The organism is Robiginitalea marina (assembly GCF_024006985.1).
Lineage (GTDB): Bacteria > Bacteroidota > Bacteroidia > Flavobacteriales > Flavobacteriaceae > Robiginitalea > Robiginitalea marina.
Genome location: NZ_JAMXIB010000001.1, coordinates 515656 through 533042, shown reverse-complemented (window position 1 = coordinate 533042; position 17387 = coordinate 515656). Strand labels below are relative to the sequence as shown.

14 protein-coding genes are annotated in these 17387 nt (G+C 55.7%); 12 read left to right on the top strand and 2 right to left on the bottom strand.

Annotated elements, in window-relative coordinates:
* Positions 1-30 precede the first annotated feature (30 nt).
* From NG653_RS02315 to NG653_RS02305, 3 genes are all read left to right on the top strand, one after another.
* Positions 31-792: a LytR/AlgR family response regulator transcription factor gene (locus tag NG653_RS02315; RefSeq protein ID WP_252740044.1), complete on the top strand. Its 762-nt coding sequence runs from the start codon at positions 31-33 to the stop codon at positions 790-792.
* 534 nt (positions 793-1326) lie between these two features.
* On the top strand, positions 1327-3288 hold the full coding sequence (locus NG653_RS02310; protein WP_252740043.1) for a sensor histidine kinase: 1962 nt from the start codon (positions 1327-1329) through the stop codon (positions 3286-3288).
* 22 nt (positions 3289-3310) lie between these two features.
* The gene (locus NG653_RS02305) at positions 3311-3991 is read left to right on the top strand and encodes a metal-dependent hydrolase (RefSeq protein WP_252740042.1); all 681 of its coding nucleotides are present in this window, start codon (positions 3311-3313) and stop codon (positions 3989-3991) included.
* Here NG653_RS02305 and NG653_RS02300 read toward each other — a convergent pair whose 3' ends face one another.
* On the bottom strand, positions 3992-4783 hold the full coding sequence (locus NG653_RS02300) for an SDR family oxidoreductase (RefSeq protein WP_252740041.1): 792 nt from the start codon (positions 4781-4783) through the stop codon (positions 3992-3994).
* 49 nt (positions 4784-4832) lie between these two features.
* Between NG653_RS02300 and NG653_RS02295 the strand changes: the two genes are divergently transcribed.
* The 7 genes from NG653_RS02295 to NG653_RS02265 all read left to right on the top strand — a co-directional run bounded on the left by NG653_RS02295 (position 4833) and on the right by NG653_RS02265 (position 14427).
* The gene (locus tag NG653_RS02295; protein ID WP_252740040.1) at positions 4833-5882 is read left to right on the top strand and encodes an o-succinylbenzoate synthase; all 1050 of its coding nucleotides are present in this window, start codon (positions 4833-4835) and stop codon (positions 5880-5882) included.
* Positions 5873-6805 (top strand): CPBP family intramembrane glutamic endopeptidase, encoded by a 933-nt coding sequence (locus NG653_RS02290; RefSeq protein ID WP_252740039.1) that lies wholly within the window; start codon positions 5873-5875, stop codon positions 6803-6805. Before NG653_RS02295 ends, NG653_RS02290 begins: the two co-directional genes overlap by 10 nt.
* The gene (locus NG653_RS02285) at positions 6802-7890 is read left to right on the top strand and encodes an AMP-binding protein (RefSeq protein WP_252740038.1); all 1089 of its coding nucleotides are present in this window, start codon (positions 6802-6804) and stop codon (positions 7888-7890) included. Before NG653_RS02290 ends, NG653_RS02285 begins: the two co-directional genes overlap by 4 nt.
* A gap of 1 nt (position 7891) precedes the next feature.
* Entirely contained in the window at positions 7892-9223 is a 1332-nt protein-coding gene (locus tag NG653_RS02280) for a M24 family metallopeptidase (RefSeq protein ID WP_252740037.1), read from the top strand.
* Positions 9224-9355: 132 nt separating this feature from the next.
* Complete coding sequence (locus NG653_RS02275) at positions 9356-11188, top strand: DUF2135 domain-containing protein (protein WP_252740036.1); 1833 nt, start codon at positions 9356-9358, stop codon at positions 11186-11188.
* 303 nt (positions 11189-11491) lie between these two features.
* Complete coding sequence (locus NG653_RS02270) at positions 11492-13228, top strand: DUF2135 domain-containing protein (RefSeq protein WP_252740035.1); 1737 nt, start codon at positions 11492-11494, stop codon at positions 13226-13228.
* Between the two features lie 5 nt (positions 13229-13233).
* Positions 13234-14427, top strand: a complete 1194-nt coding sequence (locus tag NG653_RS02265) for a carboxypeptidase-like regulatory domain-containing protein (RefSeq protein WP_252740034.1) — start codon at positions 13234-13236, stop codon at positions 14425-14427.
* Here the strand turns inward: NG653_RS02265 and NG653_RS02260 are convergent, their stop codons facing one another.
* The gene (locus tag NG653_RS02260; protein ID WP_252740033.1) at positions 14428-16056 is read right to left on the bottom strand and encodes an acyl-CoA carboxylase subunit beta; all 1629 of its coding nucleotides are present in this window, start codon (positions 16054-16056) and stop codon (positions 14428-14430) included. It abuts the gene before it with no gap.
* A gap of 83 nt (positions 16057-16139) precedes the next feature.
* On the opposite strand from NG653_RS02260, the gene NG653_RS02255 reads away from it, so the two are divergent.
* Positions 16140-17123 (top strand): Gfo/Idh/MocA family protein, encoded by a 984-nt coding sequence (locus NG653_RS02255; RefSeq protein WP_252740032.1) that lies wholly within the window; start codon positions 16140-16142, stop codon positions 17121-17123.
* Between the two features lie 70 nt (positions 17124-17193).
* Positions 17194-17376, top strand: coding sequence for a CAL67264 family membrane protein (locus tag NG653_RS02250; RefSeq protein ID WP_252740031.1), 183 nt, complete (start codon positions 17194-17196; stop codon positions 17374-17376).
* Positions 17377-17387: the final 11 nt, after the last annotated feature.

The window sequence follows — 17387 nt, the reverse complement described above, 5'->3', positions numbered from 1 at the left end:
AGAGGAATAACCCACTAAACCCCTGCCGTTTTGGAAGAACCGATTAAAATCCTGATCGTCGAAGACAATGTTATCATTGCCGACGATATGCAATCCATGCTGGAGGAAATTGGCTATGAGATTGTGGACAATGTGATTGTATATGAGCAGGCCGTGGAGGTCTTGAAAAACCACCAGGTCGATCTGGTACTGATCGATATCATCCTGGCCTCTGACAAAACGGGCATCGACCTGGGGAAGCATATCCGCGAACATTACGACATCCCCTTTATCTTCGTCACCTCAAACTCAGACCGGGCCACGGTGGAGAATGCCAAAACCGTGCAGCCCAACGGGTATTTGGTAAAGCCTTTTGAACAGCAGGACCTTTACACCTCTATTGAAATTGCACTTTCGAATTTCGAGCAGAGCAGGAAAAAGCGACTTTCCTTCCAGGAAGGGGAAGAAGAAGCCGCCGAGGGCTTTTCCTCGAATTCAGTGTTAAAGGATTCCATTTTTGTCAAAAAGCAACACCTGTACTACCGGATTTATTTTGACGACATCCGGTTCATCAAAGCCGATAATGTATACCTGGAGGTAAACACGGCCGACAAGAAATTCCTGGTGCGATCCCCGCTGAAGGACTACCTGGAGAAATTGCCCCAGAACAAATTTTACCGGGCCCACAAGTCTTATATCGTAAATGTTGACCATATCGATGCCATCAATACCCGGGATATTTTGGTAAACAATACCCTTATCCCGATTTCCAAGGATTTCAAGGAGTTCATCATCTCCGCCATGAATTCCTGACCCCGTTTTTGCGGGCAGCCCCGGAATAATCGCTTCTTCACCACAAAAAAGCAGGGTTTGGCAACAATTAGTTGAGCAAACCCGGGTGCGTTGCTATATTCGTCAATGAATTAACGGATTAGTTTTTTCATTTTCATATAGTGTTCTCGTAAAAGAGTCCTGCCCCGGCAGGGCTCTTTTTGGTTTAGGGCGGGGCAGGGGCCCTCCGGAAAATCCGATGAAATGCACTTTCAGGGCTGAAAGTCCCGGTTTACCACAACTTTTGGACCCTTCACAACAAATTGTAGGGGGCCTCGGGTCCAAGTGTTATTTTTGAAGTGTTTTAAAGTTAAGATCCCAAATCTTGCTATTTGACGAAAGGCTGTGTATTAAAAATACATGGCCTTTTTTAATGCGTATTTTGGCGGTCTGAAGGGTAGGGCGCCAACCTGGGAAGGGGCAACAAATACTTGGCTTTATCGTTAGATAAAAGTAAGTTTGACAGTGTCGTGCAGCCCCACCCGGAATGAATTGGGAAGCCCCATGGCTGGTTTTATGAAAAAGGTAATTTTTATAGTCATTTTTTCTGTAATTCTGGGCTTTTCCCAAACAGCCACCGGACAGGAATCCGACTCCCCCGGCCAACCTGCCCTGGATGCCTACACCAGCCAGGATACCCCTGAGGAAAAACTGCTTTTCTTTTTAGAAATCCCCTCGCGCTATCGCGACCACTCGATCTATCAGTGGATGGACCGGGTAAACGCCGACCTGCAAGATGCCGTCACAAATGGCGACTCCTCAGCCGTACAGGTGTATTCCATTATCAGGGCCCATCTGTATTACGATCTGGGGGATTACCGCAAAAGTGCCTCCCAGGCCCAGGAACTCTACCTGGATTTGGACCGATCCGACCCGGAGTACCCGAAATTATTGCTGGAGCTGATCGATAAAAACTACGGCCAGATGCGGCAATACGAAAAGCAAATTGAAGTAAGGAAGCGAAAGCGGGAGCTGGGCTTTTCGGAAAATATCACCTTCTACGATATCTACGCCAACCTTGGCCTGCATCGCAAGGCCATGGAAACCTATATCCTGGAAGTTAAAAAAAACCTGGACCCCTCCGATTTTTACCAGCTTGCAGATTACAACAACCACATCGGGCAATTCCTCCTTATGGATCGCTCAGGGGCTACGGCCATGTCTTATTTCAAAAAGGCCCAGGGCTATATAGTGGTGTATCTGAACGACATCAACCTGGTAAAGACCGAGCGGGAAATCCATCGGGCAAATATCCTCAAAGGCGCCATTGAGGGAAACATCGGGAAAGCCCATATCCTGGGAGCCCAGTACCGCGAGGCCCTGCCCTACCTGGAAAGCAGCCTGGGCTTGCTGCGACTCCCGGGAACCGACATGCACCGGGAGGAGATTGCCGAAAATACCCTGGCCCTGGCTGAGGCCTATATGGAACTCGGCAACATGCGAAAATCCCGGGAATACCTCGATCGCGACCTGGAGACCGACCGCCCGGACCTGGTTTCCAGGCAATACCGGCTGATGGCGGAATTTTTTGGGGCCCAAAAGGACTTTCGCAACGAAACCCTTTACCTGAGGCGTTTCCTCCGCCTGCAGGACTCCATTGGAAAGCTGGAGCAGGACAATGAGAAGGAGCGTTTGGCATCAATCGTTTCCAACGAGGAACTCGAAAGCATGAAGCTTAAAAGCAACCAGCAGGAACTGGAACTGGAACGGGGCCGCGCTGAAATGGAAGCCCAGGACATGCGGATCAACCTGGTCTTCATCTCCCTGGTGTTTACCTTGCTGGGGTTTGCCGGGTTGGTATATGCCTATTTGAAAAGCATCAAAAACCAACGCCTGATCGCCGAGCAGAAACGCATTATCGAGAATTCCCTGGTTGAGAAAGACTCCCTGTTGAAGGAAATCCACCACCGGGTGAAAAACAACCTGCAGATGGTTTCGAGCCTGTTGAGCCTGCAGACCAAGAATACCCGGAGCAAGGCAGCCATAGAGGCCCTGGAAGAGGGCAAGACCCGGGTGAAGGCCATGGCGCTGATCCATCAGAAACTCTACCAGAATGACGACCTTTCGGTTATCGAGATGCAGGGCTATATCGAAAGCCTGATCAACAGCATACAGTCTGTATTCCGCAAGGGCGGGCACCAGATCAATATTTCCATCGATGCCGAAGGGGTCGAACTCGATATTGACCGGGCGATCCCCATCGGGCTGATCCTCAATGAGCTGGTTTCAAATTCTTTTAAATACGCCTTTCCGGAAGAGGGGATGGAAGGAAACATCTATATCCACATCCGAAAGAATGGGGAGGGCGGCTTTTTTGAGTATTCCGACAACGGGGTGGGCCTGCCTCCCGACTCCGACGACCGGGAACAGGGCTCTATGGGCATCCGGCTCATCAAAAGGCTGGTCAACCAACTGCAGTCGAACCTGAATATCGACAAAACGGAGGAAGGGGTTCGTTTTTGGTTCCATTTTAAATAACTTTGGGGAAAACACCTTTCCCATGAAAATTACATTCCTGGGCCATGCAGCCCTGCTGATCGAAACCAGCGGACACCGCCTTGTGGTGGACCCCTTCATCACCGGGAATGAGCTGGCCGCGGGCAAGGTCAGCCTCGACGACCTTCGCCCTGACACCATCCTGCTCACCCACGCCCACCAGGACCATACCCTGGACGTGGAGGCCCTGGCCGGGAACCACGGGGCGCAAATCATCAGCAATTACGAAATTGTTTCCCATTACCAGAACAAAGGGTTACAGGGGCACCCAATGAACCATGGGGGGGAACGGGAATTCAGCTTTGGCTGGCTGAAATATGTGAATGCGGTACATACCTCTTCCTTTGCCGATGGCACCTACGGGGGGCAACCCGGGGGGTTCCTGTTAAAAAGCGGGGGAAAGACCTTGTATATAGCCGGCGACACCGCCCTGACCATGGATATGAAACTGATCCCGCTCTACGGGAGGCCCGACCTGGCCATACTGCCCATAGGGGACAATTTTACCATGGGGGTGGCCGATGCCGTAAGGGCTGCCGAATTCGTCGAATGCGACCGGGTGATGGGGGTGCACTACAATACGTTTGGCTACATCACCATTGATACAGACCAGGCCCGAAAGGCTTTTTCGGCGGCCGGTAAGACCCTGCTGCTGCCCGGGATCGGGGAAGCCCTGGAAGTCTGATCAGACCACCCGGCTCCGGAGGACCACCCGGTGGAGCAGTTTTGGAAAAAACCTTTTGAGGAAGACCCCTGAGGTTTCCCTCCCGCCAATACAGACCTCCCATTTCCCTTTTTCCAGGGCCCTGACCATTTTCCTGGCGAAAAGGTCCGGGGCCATGCCGCGTTGCGTTGCCCGGTCCTGTCGTCGCTGGGTGGAGCCGTCCCCCACAAGGGCATTGCGGGCGATATCGGTGCGCACAAACCCCGGGCATACCAGGGTTACCTGTACCCCGTCTTTTTGGTGTTCCATCCGCAGCACGTCGAAGAACCCGTGCAGGGCGTGCTTGGCGCCGCAGTATCCCGAGCGGTAGGGAGACCCGAATTTGCCCATCAGGCTTGTCACCACTGCGAAATGCCCATGACCGCGGGCGATGAAGTGGGGTAACAGGGCATTGCTCAGGGCTACCGTACCCAGGTAGTTCACCCGCATGAGTTTTTCATAGACCGAAAGCCCGGTTTCTGCAATTAGTGAGCGCTGGCTGATGCCCGCATTGTTGATCAGGATATCGATGTGACCGAAAAGCGCGAGGGCCTCCTCCACCTTTGGGGCGAGCACTTCCGGTTGCCCGAGGTCCAGGGGTAGGACGGCCGCCCGGTCGGGGTGGGCGAGGAGCTCCCTGACCTCCTGCAGGCGCTTCCCATCCCGTGAAGAGAGGATGAGCCGGGACCGCCTTTGGCTGAGGAGGCGGGCCAGGGCCGCACCAATACCGGAGGAGGCCCCCGTGATCCAGATTACTTTGTTGTCCAGAGACATTATTTGGCGTTTTTACGACTAAAAATATACGTAAATTTGAAAGCCCCCTATGAAAGCTGCTTTTAAAAAATACACCCTGAATTTCCTCCGTCCGGGGGGCACTTCCCGGGGTGTCCTTACCCGGAAAGACACCTACTTTATCTGCCTATGTGACGGGGACCACCTGGGGATCGGGGAAACCGGCCTCTTCCCGGGGCTCAGCGCCGATGACCGGCCCGATTACGAATCGCGGCTCCAGTGGGCCTGCGATCAGTTACAGATGGGTCGTGAGGGGCTGCCGGAAGCCCTTCGGGAATACCCCAGTATCGTTTTCGGTCTGGAACAGGCACAACTTTCCCTTCGCAGCCCTTCGCCGTTTGAACTCTTTCCTTCCGGATTTCTGAAGGGGGAGCCCATCCCCATCAACGGCCTGATCTGGATGGGCGACCTCCCGGCCATGAGGCAACAGGTTCGCGAGAAAATCGAGGCAGGGTTTCGCTGCCTCAAATTTAAGGTAGGGGCGATAGACTTCGAAGCGGAACTCGGCCTGCTCAAAGAAGTCAGGAAGGCGTTCGGGCCGGGGGACCTGGAAATCCGCGTTGATGCGAACGGGGCCTTTGCCCCGGGGGAAGCCCCGGACAAGCTGGGGCGGCTGGCCGCGCTCCACTTGCATTCCATAGAGCAGCCCATTGCCCCTGGCAACCGGGAAGCCATGGCCGACCTTTGTGCCCGCACCCCTTTGCCCATTGCCCTGGACGAGGAGTTGATCGGCTGCTTCGACCCATCGGAAAAGCGCCGGATGCTGGAAGCCGTTAGGCCCCAGTACATTATTTTGAAGCCCAGCCTGGCAGGGGGCTTTGCAGGGTCGCGGGAATGGATAGAGGCCGCGGGGTCCCTGGGGATTGGCTGGTGGGTCACCAGTGCGCTGGAAAGCAATATAGGCCTGAATGCCATTGCCCAGTGGACAGCAACCCTGGGGGTGGCCATGCCCCAGGGACTGGGTACGGGTTCCCTTTTTTCGAATAACTTTGCCTCACCTCTTGAAGTGGCCGGGGGAAAGCTCTGGTACCGGAATGACCAGCCCTGGGAGGCCAACATAAATGACAAACTATGTACATAGAACAAGGATATCGCGGGGACCTGGGCCTTTGGAAATACCTCTTCCTCCCCCTGGGCTTTATTGGCCTGATGGCGTTTAACTACGTGGCCACCCTGAATTCCCCGGTAAGCCTGGAGGAAATGATGGCCCAGATGATCGAGCAACTGGGGACCAATACCGTGCTGGTCATCCTGCTGGCCCCCCTGGCCCTCGGCCTGGGTGTGGTCCTGGGATGGACCAAACTGGTCCACCCCCAATCGATCCGGTCCCTGACCACCTCCCGTCCCAGGGTCGACTGGAACCGGGTCTTCTTTGCCTTCGGCCTCTGGTCGCTTATCGTGGTGGGCCTTACCCTGGCGGACTACCTGCTTTCCCCCGGGGACTATGTCCTGAATTTCCGGTGGGAGGCTTTCTGGAAGCTGGCGGTAATCGCCATCCTGCTCATCCCCCTGCAGACCAGTTTTGAGGAATACCTCTTCAGGGGGCATATGATGCAGGGGCTTGGGATCATGGCGGGGAACCGCTGGGTCCCCCTCCTTGTGACTTCCCTGGTCTTCGGACTCATGCACCTGGGCAACCCGGAAGTGGAAAAAATGGGATATCAAATCATGGTCTTCTATATCGGCACCGGGCTCTTCCTGGGGATCATTACCCTGATGGATGAAGGGCTGGAACTCGCCCTGGGCTTCCATGCGGCGAATAACCTGGTCACTGCCCTGCTGGTCACCGCCGACTGGACCGCCTTCCAGACAGACTCTGTCCTCAAGGACGTCTCCCAGCCGGGGCTGGGGTGGGATGCCCTGCTCCCGGTCTTTGTGGTTTTCCCCCTGTTGTTGTACTTCTTTGGGAAAAAATACGGCTGGACCCGCTGGAAAGAACGTCTAACAGGCCGTGTCCTGAGCAGGGAGGAAGCAATGGCCGCCTTAAAACCGGAAACGACATGAAAGAACATATGAACCCGGCATTTACGCTGGACGGTTTACCCATAGCCTACGAAGACCTGAGTGAAGTCGCCTACAGCCTGATCAAGGAGGGGGAGCCCTACGAACGCGAAATCGGCGATTTCCTGATGGATTGGATCTCGGCCAGCCCGGATATCCTGCAACAGACCTCCGGATCCACCGGCCCGCCCAAACCCCTCGCCATTTCCAAGGCGGCTATGGTGGAAAGCGCCCGGCTTACGGGGGAATCCCTGGGCCTGAAAGAATATACCCGCGCCCTGTTATGCCTGCCTGCGAAGACCATTGCCGGGAAAATGATGCTGGTGCGGGCCATGGCGCTCGGGTGGAAGCTTCACCTGACTGCCCCAAGCGCGAAGCCACTGGATGGCTTTGACCTTCCAGTGGATTTTGTGTCCCTGGTCCCCCTGCAGCTATTCCATTCCCTGGAACACCTGGGGGGGATATCGAAAATCCTGGTGGGGGGGGCGCCCCTTTCCCGGGAGTTGCTGTCGCTCCTACCCTCGGACGGGCCGCAGGTCTACGAAAGTTATGGAATGACCGAAACTGCCAGCCATATTGCCCTGAGGCGGCTCGCACCGGTACCCCTCTCAGAATCCCCGGAAAGCATACTGCCCCCTTTCAAGGCCCTTCCGGGAATCACCCTGGAGGTGGACGGCCGGGGCTGCCTCGTGGTACACGCGCCGTACCTCCCCACTTCCCCCGTGGTGACCAACGACCTGGTACTCCTGGAATCGGAAAATCAGTTCCGATGGCTGGGGCGGGTCGACAATGCGGTAAATTCCGGAGGCGTAAAACTGATCCCTGAACAGTTGGAGGCCCGCATTGCCCCCTTGATCCCCGGCAGGTTTATCCTGGGGGGGTTGCCGGATGCGGCCCTGGGGGAAAAGCTGGTCCTGGTGCTGGAAGGGAACCCCGATAGTGAGAGCCTGCTCGGGCGCATCAGGGAATCGGGTATCCCCGGTCCCCATGAAATGCCCAGGGAGGTTTTCAGCCTGTCCGAATTTGCGGAAACAGCCAGCGGGAAACTCGACCGCCCGGTCATCCTGAACCAACTTCAAAATCACTGATATGCCTATCCGACACCTTCTGCCGGCTTTCCTCGTTATTTGTTTTGGCCTTGCGGGCCGGGCTCAGCACGTCCTCCCCGAGGCCGAACGGGCCCGTGTGGTCGACGAGATGTTAAAGGAACGCCTCGACTCCCTGCTGCCTGTACTGATGGACCGGACCGGGATCGATATGTGGGTACTGATCTCCAGGGAGTACAATGAGGACCCCGTGCTTAAAACTTTTCTGCCGGCTACCTGGCTCAATGCGCGGCGCCGGACCATGTTGCTTTTTTACCGGGAAGCCACTTCCGGCCGGATGGACAAGCTGGCCGTGGCCCGTTACAATATAGGGGAAAGTATTGTTTCAGCCTGGGATAAGGAAGCGCAACCCGACCAGTGGCAACGCCTGGTCGACCTTATAGCTGAAAGGGACCCCAAACGAATCGGGTTGAATTTTTCCCGGGACCACAACATCGCCGATGGCCTCGACAAAACCGATTATGAGGCCCTGATGTCGTACCTCCCGGAAGCCTACCGGAAGCGGGTGGTTTCCGCCGAAGAACTGGCTGTGGGTTGGATCGAAACCCGGACCGAACGGGAAATGGTCCTTATGTCTCACCTGGTTGAAATCACCCATAATATCATCAGGGAGGCCTTTTCTTCCCGCGTGATTACCCCCGGGGTCACAACCACCACCGATGTGGAGTGGTGGATGCGGCAAAAAGTTACCGACCTGGGGCTCGAAACCTGGTTCCACCCCACCGTGGATGTACAGCGTTCGGCCGAAGCGCTGCAAGGTCATTTGTATTCGTTTTCGAACCGCCCCGAGGATATGGTCATCCTTCCCGGGGACCTGTTGCACTGCGATTTCGGCATTTCCTACCTGAGGCTCAATACGGACTGCCAGCAGCTGGCCTACGTCCTGCGCCCCGGGGAGGACCGGGCCCCCGACTTCCTGGTGGACGCCCTGAAGCAGGGCAACCGGGTACAGGATTTCCTGACCGCAAACATGCAGGAAGGCCGCACGGGGAACCAGATCCTGGCCGGTGCCCTGGGGGCCGCCCGTCAGGACGGGCTGCGGCCTGCCATCTATACCCACCCCCTCGGCACCTATGGCCATTCGGCAGGGACGACTATCGGGATGTGGGATGCCCAGGAGGGGGTTATGCGGGACGATGGGGAGAAATATCCCCTCCACCCCGGTACTGCCTATGCCATAGAGCTGAATACCACCGTATACCTACCCCAGTGGAAGCGGGATATCCGCGTCATGCTGGAAGAGGCCGGGTATTACGGGCCGGAGGGGTTCCGTTATGTCAACGGCAGGCAGACCGCGCTCCTCTTGATTCCCTGAGGGGTTCACTTACCTTCATTCCACACAGGTCCCCGGTCGGGAGGCCTGCTATTTTTTTGTTTTTGACCCTTGCTTATTTTGGAATATTTTAACAGATAAAACCTTATATTTGAATTAGTTAAAAAAATTGTCATGAAAAAGCTATGGGTATTGTTACTTCTTGCAGGCCCCCTGATGTGGGGCCAGCAGGACATAAAAAGGATCACGGGTCGCGTAACCGACGGGCGCGAGCCCCTTGGCGATGTCGCCATTGCGGTTGAAGGGTCCGGCGCGAGCACCTTTACCGCTGGCGATGGCACTTATGCCATTGAGGCCGCAACCGGGGATGTACTTCGGTATACCTACCAGGGGATGAAACCAGTTCGGATCCGCGTGGAAGACGTCACCCGGGTGCTGAGCCCCTCCATGGTTCTCGATGTGGAGGAACTGGAAGAGGTGGTGGTCATCGGCAGCAACCGCAAAACCCAACGGGAACTGGAAGCGGAATACCCCGTGAACAAACGCCTGATCCGGACCGCGTATGGGATGCTGAATGCAGATACGGCCCCCGGGAACATCCGGTTTATGGATGAAACGGAAATAACCCCGATTTATGTGTGTATCCTTGACCTTTTGCGCAACCGCTTTGCCGGGGTACGGGTAGTAGGGGACTGTACAGGTTCCGGTGGCCCGGCAGCCGAGGGGCAGCTCACCAACATCCAGGGGGTTCCCCAGCGCGATGCCGATTCCTTCCGGGAATTTGACGACCTGGGGCCTCAGCGCGTCTTCATTCGAGGGGTTTCCTCTATCTTCCAGCAACGGGCAGCCATTTTCGACGTGGATGGCCAAATCTTCACCGAGCCGCCCATCTGGCTCGATATCAACCAGATCAAGCGCCTGGCGATCCTGAACAACTTTGCCACCTCCACCATGTATGGGAATTTGGGTGCCGGGGGCGTCATTGTGATCAATACCCTGTCCGGAAGCCCCCGGGGAGGAAAGCTTACGGACCTGGCCAGGCTTCGCAACAATTACGAAACCGGCCCGGTGATCAGCGTGCAGGCCCTGGAAATGAGTGAACCCACCTATTTACAGGAACTTCGAAAAGCGCCTTCCAGGGAGGCGGCCCGGGAAGTGTACGAGTCCTACGCGGACCGCTACGGCAGTTCCCCTTACTTTCAACTCGATGCCTACCGCCATTTCCACGACCAGCGGAACGACCCGGACTTTGCCGATGGCATCCTGGCGCAAAAAGCACACCTTTTTGACCGGAACCCGGTCCTGCTGAAGGCCCTGGCTTACACCTATGAAAGCCAGTCGAGGCATGGGAAAGCGCATGAAGCCTATAAAAAGGTCATGCAGCTCCGCCCGAATTACGGACAGTCGTACATGGACCTGGCGAACAGCTACCGCAGCCTTGGGGAGTATGACAAGGCCGCTGCCCAATACAAACGATACGATTACCTTGTGGAAGAGGGGATGGTACCCTCCGACAGTTCAGCCTTTGCGCCTATCCTGAACCGGGAGTACAACAACCTGCTATTCCTGCACCAGGCCGCCCTGGTCAGTGCCGAGAAGCGCCCATCCCTCTATGTGGAGGAAGAGGATTTCCAGGGTACCCGCGTGGTCTTTGAATGGAACGACGGGGAGGCCGAATTCGACCTGCAGTTCGTAAACCCTGATGGCCAGTACCACCTTTGGAAACACTCCCTGGCCAACGATGCGGAGGCCATAATGCTTGAAAAGGAGATCGGCTTCAACGCCCAGGAATTCCTGGTCGATGATTCCCTCCCGGGTACCTGGCAGGTAAATGTCCGTTACCTGGGCAACAAAAGCCTGACCCCCACCTACCTGAAGGTATCCATTTATGATAATTACGGGACCACGGCCCAGCGCAGGGAGGTCCGTGTTTTCAAGCTTAGCCTGAAGGATGTAAACCAACGGCTGTTTACGCTGACCAAAGGAGCCACGGTGGCCCTGAACTGATTCCCCATGATACACGGCTGCATTTACGGGCATTACCTGCCCGGGGCATTTTCGTGCTATACCCTTGAGGGCCAGCCCGGAGGGTTTAGGACTTAAGCTTGAAGGCGTGAGGTTTCCGGAACGGTTTTTGTTGTGCAATTATTGACGAATGCTCCAGAAGGACCGGGAACGCATCCTGGGTTTAACGGAGCGTTCACCAATTGAGCCTTGCGGACCTTATTGTCCTGTGGATGCTGTTTTACCCACTGGGAAAAAAAGGAAAAGCGGGCATTATGGCCGCTGCCGAACTCAAAAATCACTGTCATGAAAAAATGTGTCCCAACCCTCGCGCTATTGTTTTTTGCCATTGCCCTGGCCGCCCAGGAAACCCGTTTGGTCCAGGGGACTGTCACTGATGGCGCCCAGCCGCTTAAGGATGTCCGGGTACAGGTCCTTCAGGGTTCGGAAACCCAGGCCTTCACAGATGCTGACGGGAAGTACCAAATCCGCACCGGCGTGGGGAACCTCCTTCAATATTCCTATAACGGCATGAGGGATTACGTTGTACGGGTGGAGGAAGGCACCCGCTACCTGAACCTGATGATGCTCCCGTACGTGGAGGAACTGCCCGAGGTTACGGTAACGGGGAGCAATAGGAAAACACAGAAAGACCTTGACATTGAATATCCTGTCAATCCCCGCATCATAAGGACGGCCTTCGGATACCTAAATGCGGATACTGCTCCGGGCAAGGTAAGGTTGCTATCCGAGGAGGACATTCAGCCGATCGGTCTCTGTATCCTGGATGTAATTCGGAACCGGTTCGCAGGAGTATGGACAACCGGGAATTGTCAGGAAGGGGGAGATATTGTTATCAGAGGTCCCGGATCCGTTTCCAATCAGCGGGTGGCCGTATATGATGTGGATGGACTGATCTTAAGAGATGCCCCTATATGGCTGGACGTGAATCAGATTAAACGATTAGCCGTAGTTTCTTCTATCGCCTATTCAGCGCGATATGGAGCGCTGGGTAGTGGAGGTGTAGTGATAATCAACACGATAACAGGGAACCCCCAGGGCGCTAAGATCAAGGACCAGGCCCGCCTGCGGAACAATTACTACAAAGGTGATGCATTGGATGGGGCGGCGGTACAAAACGACCTTCCCACCTACCTGACGGAGCTGCAAGAGGCCACCACCTTTGATGCCGCCCGCGAGGTATACAACCGGTACGCCGGTCCTTACCGAAGCTCCCCCTATTTTTTCCTGGATGCCTATCGCCATTTTTACGATACCCTTGGGGAGACCACTTTTGCCGACGGGATCATAGAATCGAATTTCTCGAGGTTCGAAAGCGATGCAGCCCTGCTTAAGGCCCTCGCCTATAACTACCAGGAGCAGGGGCGGGCCGAAAAGGCCCTGGAGCTTTACAAGGATATTTTCATCCTGCGGCCGCAGTACGGCCAGTCGTACCAGGACCTCGCGGTGGCCTACCGGGAAATGCGTTTTTATGACAAAGCCGCGGGCATGTATGCCCGGTACAAATATTTGATCGATGAGAATTTCCTGGTGGAATCGCAGGAATTCTCCAGGATCGTCCAGAACGAAAGCGACAACCTGCTGAAGGTCCACGGCAACCAGATGGGGACGGATGTCCGCAAAATCAAGACGGATCCCTATGTAGAGAATACCACCCGGGTAGTGGTGGAGTGGAGCGAGACCGAGGCGGAGTTCGAATTACAATTTGTTAACCCGCAAGGGCAGTACCATACCTGGAAGCACACCTATGTGGATAATGAAGTACGGCTGCTCGATGAAAAACTCAAAGGGTATTCGATGGAGGAACAAATTATAGACAATGCCCTGCCCGGATTGTGGCAGGTCAACATCAAATACCTGGGCAACAAAAGCCTGACCCCCACCTACCTGAAGGTCACCACCTATTACAATTATGGGGAGCGGGACCAGAGAAAAGAGGTGCGGGCCTTTAAGCTGGCGGTTGAAAATACCTGGCAAAAATTGTTGAGCATCAATAATCCCGGGAATGCCAGTATCCGCTAAAGCCTATGAAGGAGATACTCCTGAGCGTATTCTGTATCTGGACCCTCGCCATCCAGGGCCAGTTGGCCTATGAGGGCCAGGTGGTGGATGCCCAAAGTGGGAACCCGATCCCCTTTGTAAACATTGGTGTGGTCGGGAGGGGCATTGGAACGGTCAGCCGCGAGGATGGCCGGTTTTTGCTTGAATTCCGGCCCGGGGAGGTCGAATCCGGCGATCTCCTGCGGATTTCCTCCCTGGGGTATACCCCCCGGGAAATCCCGCTGGCCCACCTCGATACCCGCCTAAAAGTTTTTGTGTTCCGACTGGAACCAGAACCCATTTCCCTAAGCGAAGTGGTTGTTTCAAGCGCTGAGCTTATGGAGGTGGAGGAGGAACATGGCTACCCGGACCTGATTGGAAAAGGGATTGGGTACTGGAAGGACAGTGTGGCCCTTGGGGGCGAGTTGGCTTCCCTGATCAGGATGCGAAAGGGGTTGTACCGTTTGAACTCCCTCTTCTTCCATATCCTCGAAAACCCATCGGATAGCGTGCAGTTGCGGATCAATTTTTACAGCCCGAACCGCAATGGTGGCATCCCGGGAGAAAACCTCAACAAAAGCGGCAAAAATATGCTCCATACCGTGAAGGCCGGAACTATATTTTCGGTCATTGACCTGAAACCCTACGACCTGTGGGTACGGGACGATTTTATTGTAAGCCTCGAGCTTTTGGGGGTCCACGGGACCCCGCAGGTAATGCTTTCCCTGCCGGCAGGCGAACAGCCATCCGGCAAGTCGTACAGGCGCTATGCAAGTCAGGGTGACTGGGAAACGATAGATGGGGCCGTAGTGGGGTTTTCGGTCCAGGCCACCCTTTTCACGGACAACCCCCGGAGGATGCCTTCGCCCAGGGAAGTAAGGAAGCGGTTGCGCAGTGAAAGTGAAATCTCGGGGATTGTTTTTAGTGCAGGGCCTGCGCTGAGGGGCCAGAAAATCAGCCAGCCGATGGAAGGCGCAACGGTTATCAATTACACCCGAAATACCACCGTGCAGACCGACAAGTGGGGCCGGTACCGGATGAAGGTAGCCAAGGGGGATATCCTTGGGGTTTCCTACCCGGGCAAATACCAGTTAATCGTGGAGGTTACAGAGCCGCGAAACTTCAATTTCCAGCTGCATTCGAGCCGTGAATTGAATATGCAACGGATCGATGCAGAGTAATCATACCTGCAGCACCCCCATATTAAACCGGGTTTCAATCGGGGCCTGGTTGGCAGCCTCAATCCCCATGGAAATCCAATGGCGCGTAGCCAGGGGGTCGATGATGGCGTCCGTCCAAAGGCGGGCGGCTGCGTAATACGGAGAGATCTGCTGGTCGTACCGCTCCTTGATTTTTTCATAAAGGGCTTTTTCCTTGTCCGCATCGAAGGATTCCCCGGCCTTCTCCAGACGGGCTTTCTCGATCTGCAACAGGACTTTGGCCGCTGAATTGCCGCTCATCACAGCCAGTTCTGCGCTGGGCCAGGCCACGATCAGGCGGGGGTCGTAGGCTTTCCCGCACATGGCATAATTCCCTGCCCCGTAACTGTTCCCGATAATGACCGTGAATTTGGGTACCACCGAATTGCTGACGGCATTTACCATCTTCGCCCCGTCTTTGATGATGCCGCCATGCTCGCTTTTGCTGCCGACCATAAAGCCGGTCACATCCTGCAGGAAGACCAGGGGGATTTTTTTCTGGTTGCAATTGGCGATAAAGCGCGTGGCCTTGTCGGCGGAATCGGAATAAATGACCCCTCCAAATTGCATCTCCCCATTTTTGGTTTTCACCACCCGGCGCTGGTTGGCCACGATGCCCACGGCCCAGCCGTCGATTCGCGCATACCCGGTTAGCAGGGTCTTTCCATAGCCCTCTTTGTACTGTTCGAAGGAGGAGGCATCCACCAGGCGTTCGATGACCTCAAGCATGTCATAAGGCTCTGAACGGGAAATTGGCAGCAACCCGAAGAGTTCCCCCGGGTCCTTGGCCGGCGCCTGGGGGTCGATCCGGTTGTAGCCCGCCTGGGGAAAGGCCCCCATTTTGGCGATTAGTTTTTTGATCCGGTCCAGGGCGTCCTTGTCGTCTTTTGCCTTATAGTCCGTCACCCCGCTGATCTCGCAGTGGGTGGTGGCCCCGCCCAGAGTTTCGTTGTCCACGCTTTCCCCTATGGCCGCCTTTACCAGGTAGCTGCCCGCCAGGAAGATACTTCCTGTCTTGTCCACGATGAGGGCTTCATCGCTCATAATGGGCAGGTAAGCCCCCCCGGCTACACAGCTCCCCATCACAGCAGCGATTTGCGGGATGCCCATGCTGCTCATCCGGGCATTATTCCGAAAAATGCGCCCGAAGTGTTCCTTATCGGGAAAAATCTCATCCTGCATGGGGAGGAAAACCCCGGCGCTGTCGACCAGGTAAATGATGGGCAGTCGGTTTTCCATGGCGATCTCCTGCGCCCTCAGGTTTTTCTTTCCCGTGATCGGAAACCAGGCCCCGGCCTTAACCGTGGCGTCATTGGCTACCACCACGCAGAGGCGCCCCTGTACGTGCCCCAGCTTTACGACCACCCCCCCGGAGGGGCACCCCCCGTAATCGGCATACATGTCATAACCGGCAAAGGCCCCGATTTCCAGGGCATCGGCAGGGTCATCCAGCAGGTATTCGATGCGTTCCCTTGCGGTCATCTTTCCCTCGGCATGCAATTTTGCGATGCGCTGGTCCCCCCCTCCTTTTTTGATCCGGGCATATTTTTTCTTAAGGTCGGAGCGCTTCAGTTTATGGTGGTCTTCGTTCTTGTTGAAGGTAAGGTCCATGGCGGGTTTCAGGCTTATAGCGGTTTGCGGCTTAAAGATACGCAGGATTTATGATTACCTTTAACCGTTAACATAAGGGAAACATGAACAGCACCATTGGTTGGGGCATTATTGGCCCCGGGCACATTGCCGCAAAATTTGCGGGTGACCTGGCCCTTGTTCCCGGCGCGGAACTCCGGGCAGTAGCTTCCCGGGATCTCCAAAAAGCCCGAACATTTCAAGCGCAATACGGGGCGCTAAAGGCCTATGGATCCTATGCGGAGCTCTTTGCAGACCCCGCTGTGGAGGTGGTCTATATCGCCTCCCCCCATAACCTCCACCACGCCCATACCCTGGAAGCTCTGGAGGCCGGCAAGCACGTGCTTTGCGAAAAACCGATGGGCATCAATTCCGGCGAAGTAAAAAGTATGCACGCCCTGGCTGAAAATAAAGGCCTTTTCCTGATGGAGGCCCTATGGAGCCGTTTTAACCCGGTCATCCGGGAGGTATGCGACTTTGTCCGGGATGGAGGGTTGGGCGCCCTGGCGTACCTGAAGGCCGATTTTGCCTTCCCTGCCCTGGACCGGGACCCCGGGGGCCGGCTCCTGAACCCGGAATTGGCCGGTGGTTCCCTCCTCGATATCGGGATTTATCCGGTATTTCTGGCCTACGTGTTGCTCGGCGTCCCGGGCGAGGTCAGGGTCCTGGCGCACTTCCACGAAACCGGGGTTGAAAAGCAAATCGGCATCCTGTTGGGTTACCCCGGGGCCATGGCCTTGTTGTACAGTGGCTTTACTTCCCGGTCCGAAATGCGGGCCGAAATTTCAGGGGAAGCCGGAAATATTTACCTCAGCCCGAGGTGGCACCAGGCAGAATCCTATCAATTGGACCTGGGAGGGGAAGTCCGGACTATCCGCCACCCCTTCCAAGGGGCAGGCTATACCTACGAAATTGAAGAGGTGCACCGTTGCCTGGCTGCGGGATATACCCAGAGCCCCCTTTGGTCCCGGGCCGACAGCGCAGCCCTTCACTCGATCCTGGACCAGATCCGGGACCGGGCGGGGATTGTTTTCCCGGGAGCGTCCTGAAGGTTAAACCAGAGGTTCCCCGGGCCCGAAAAAATTCCGATATTTGCCTACTTACCAAACTAGCTGAAACATGGGAATGAATAAGAACACTGTACTGGCCTGGGCAACCCTGATCATGATCATTGTTGGGCTGGGCCTGATTGCCCTGGGGGCCTTCCGGTACGACGACGTGGCCGGATGGGGTTTCGCGGCCGTGGGGATCGGATTTTTTGCTATTGCATGGGTGTTTAACGCCCTGAAAGGGAGGGTCTGACCCCCTGTTTT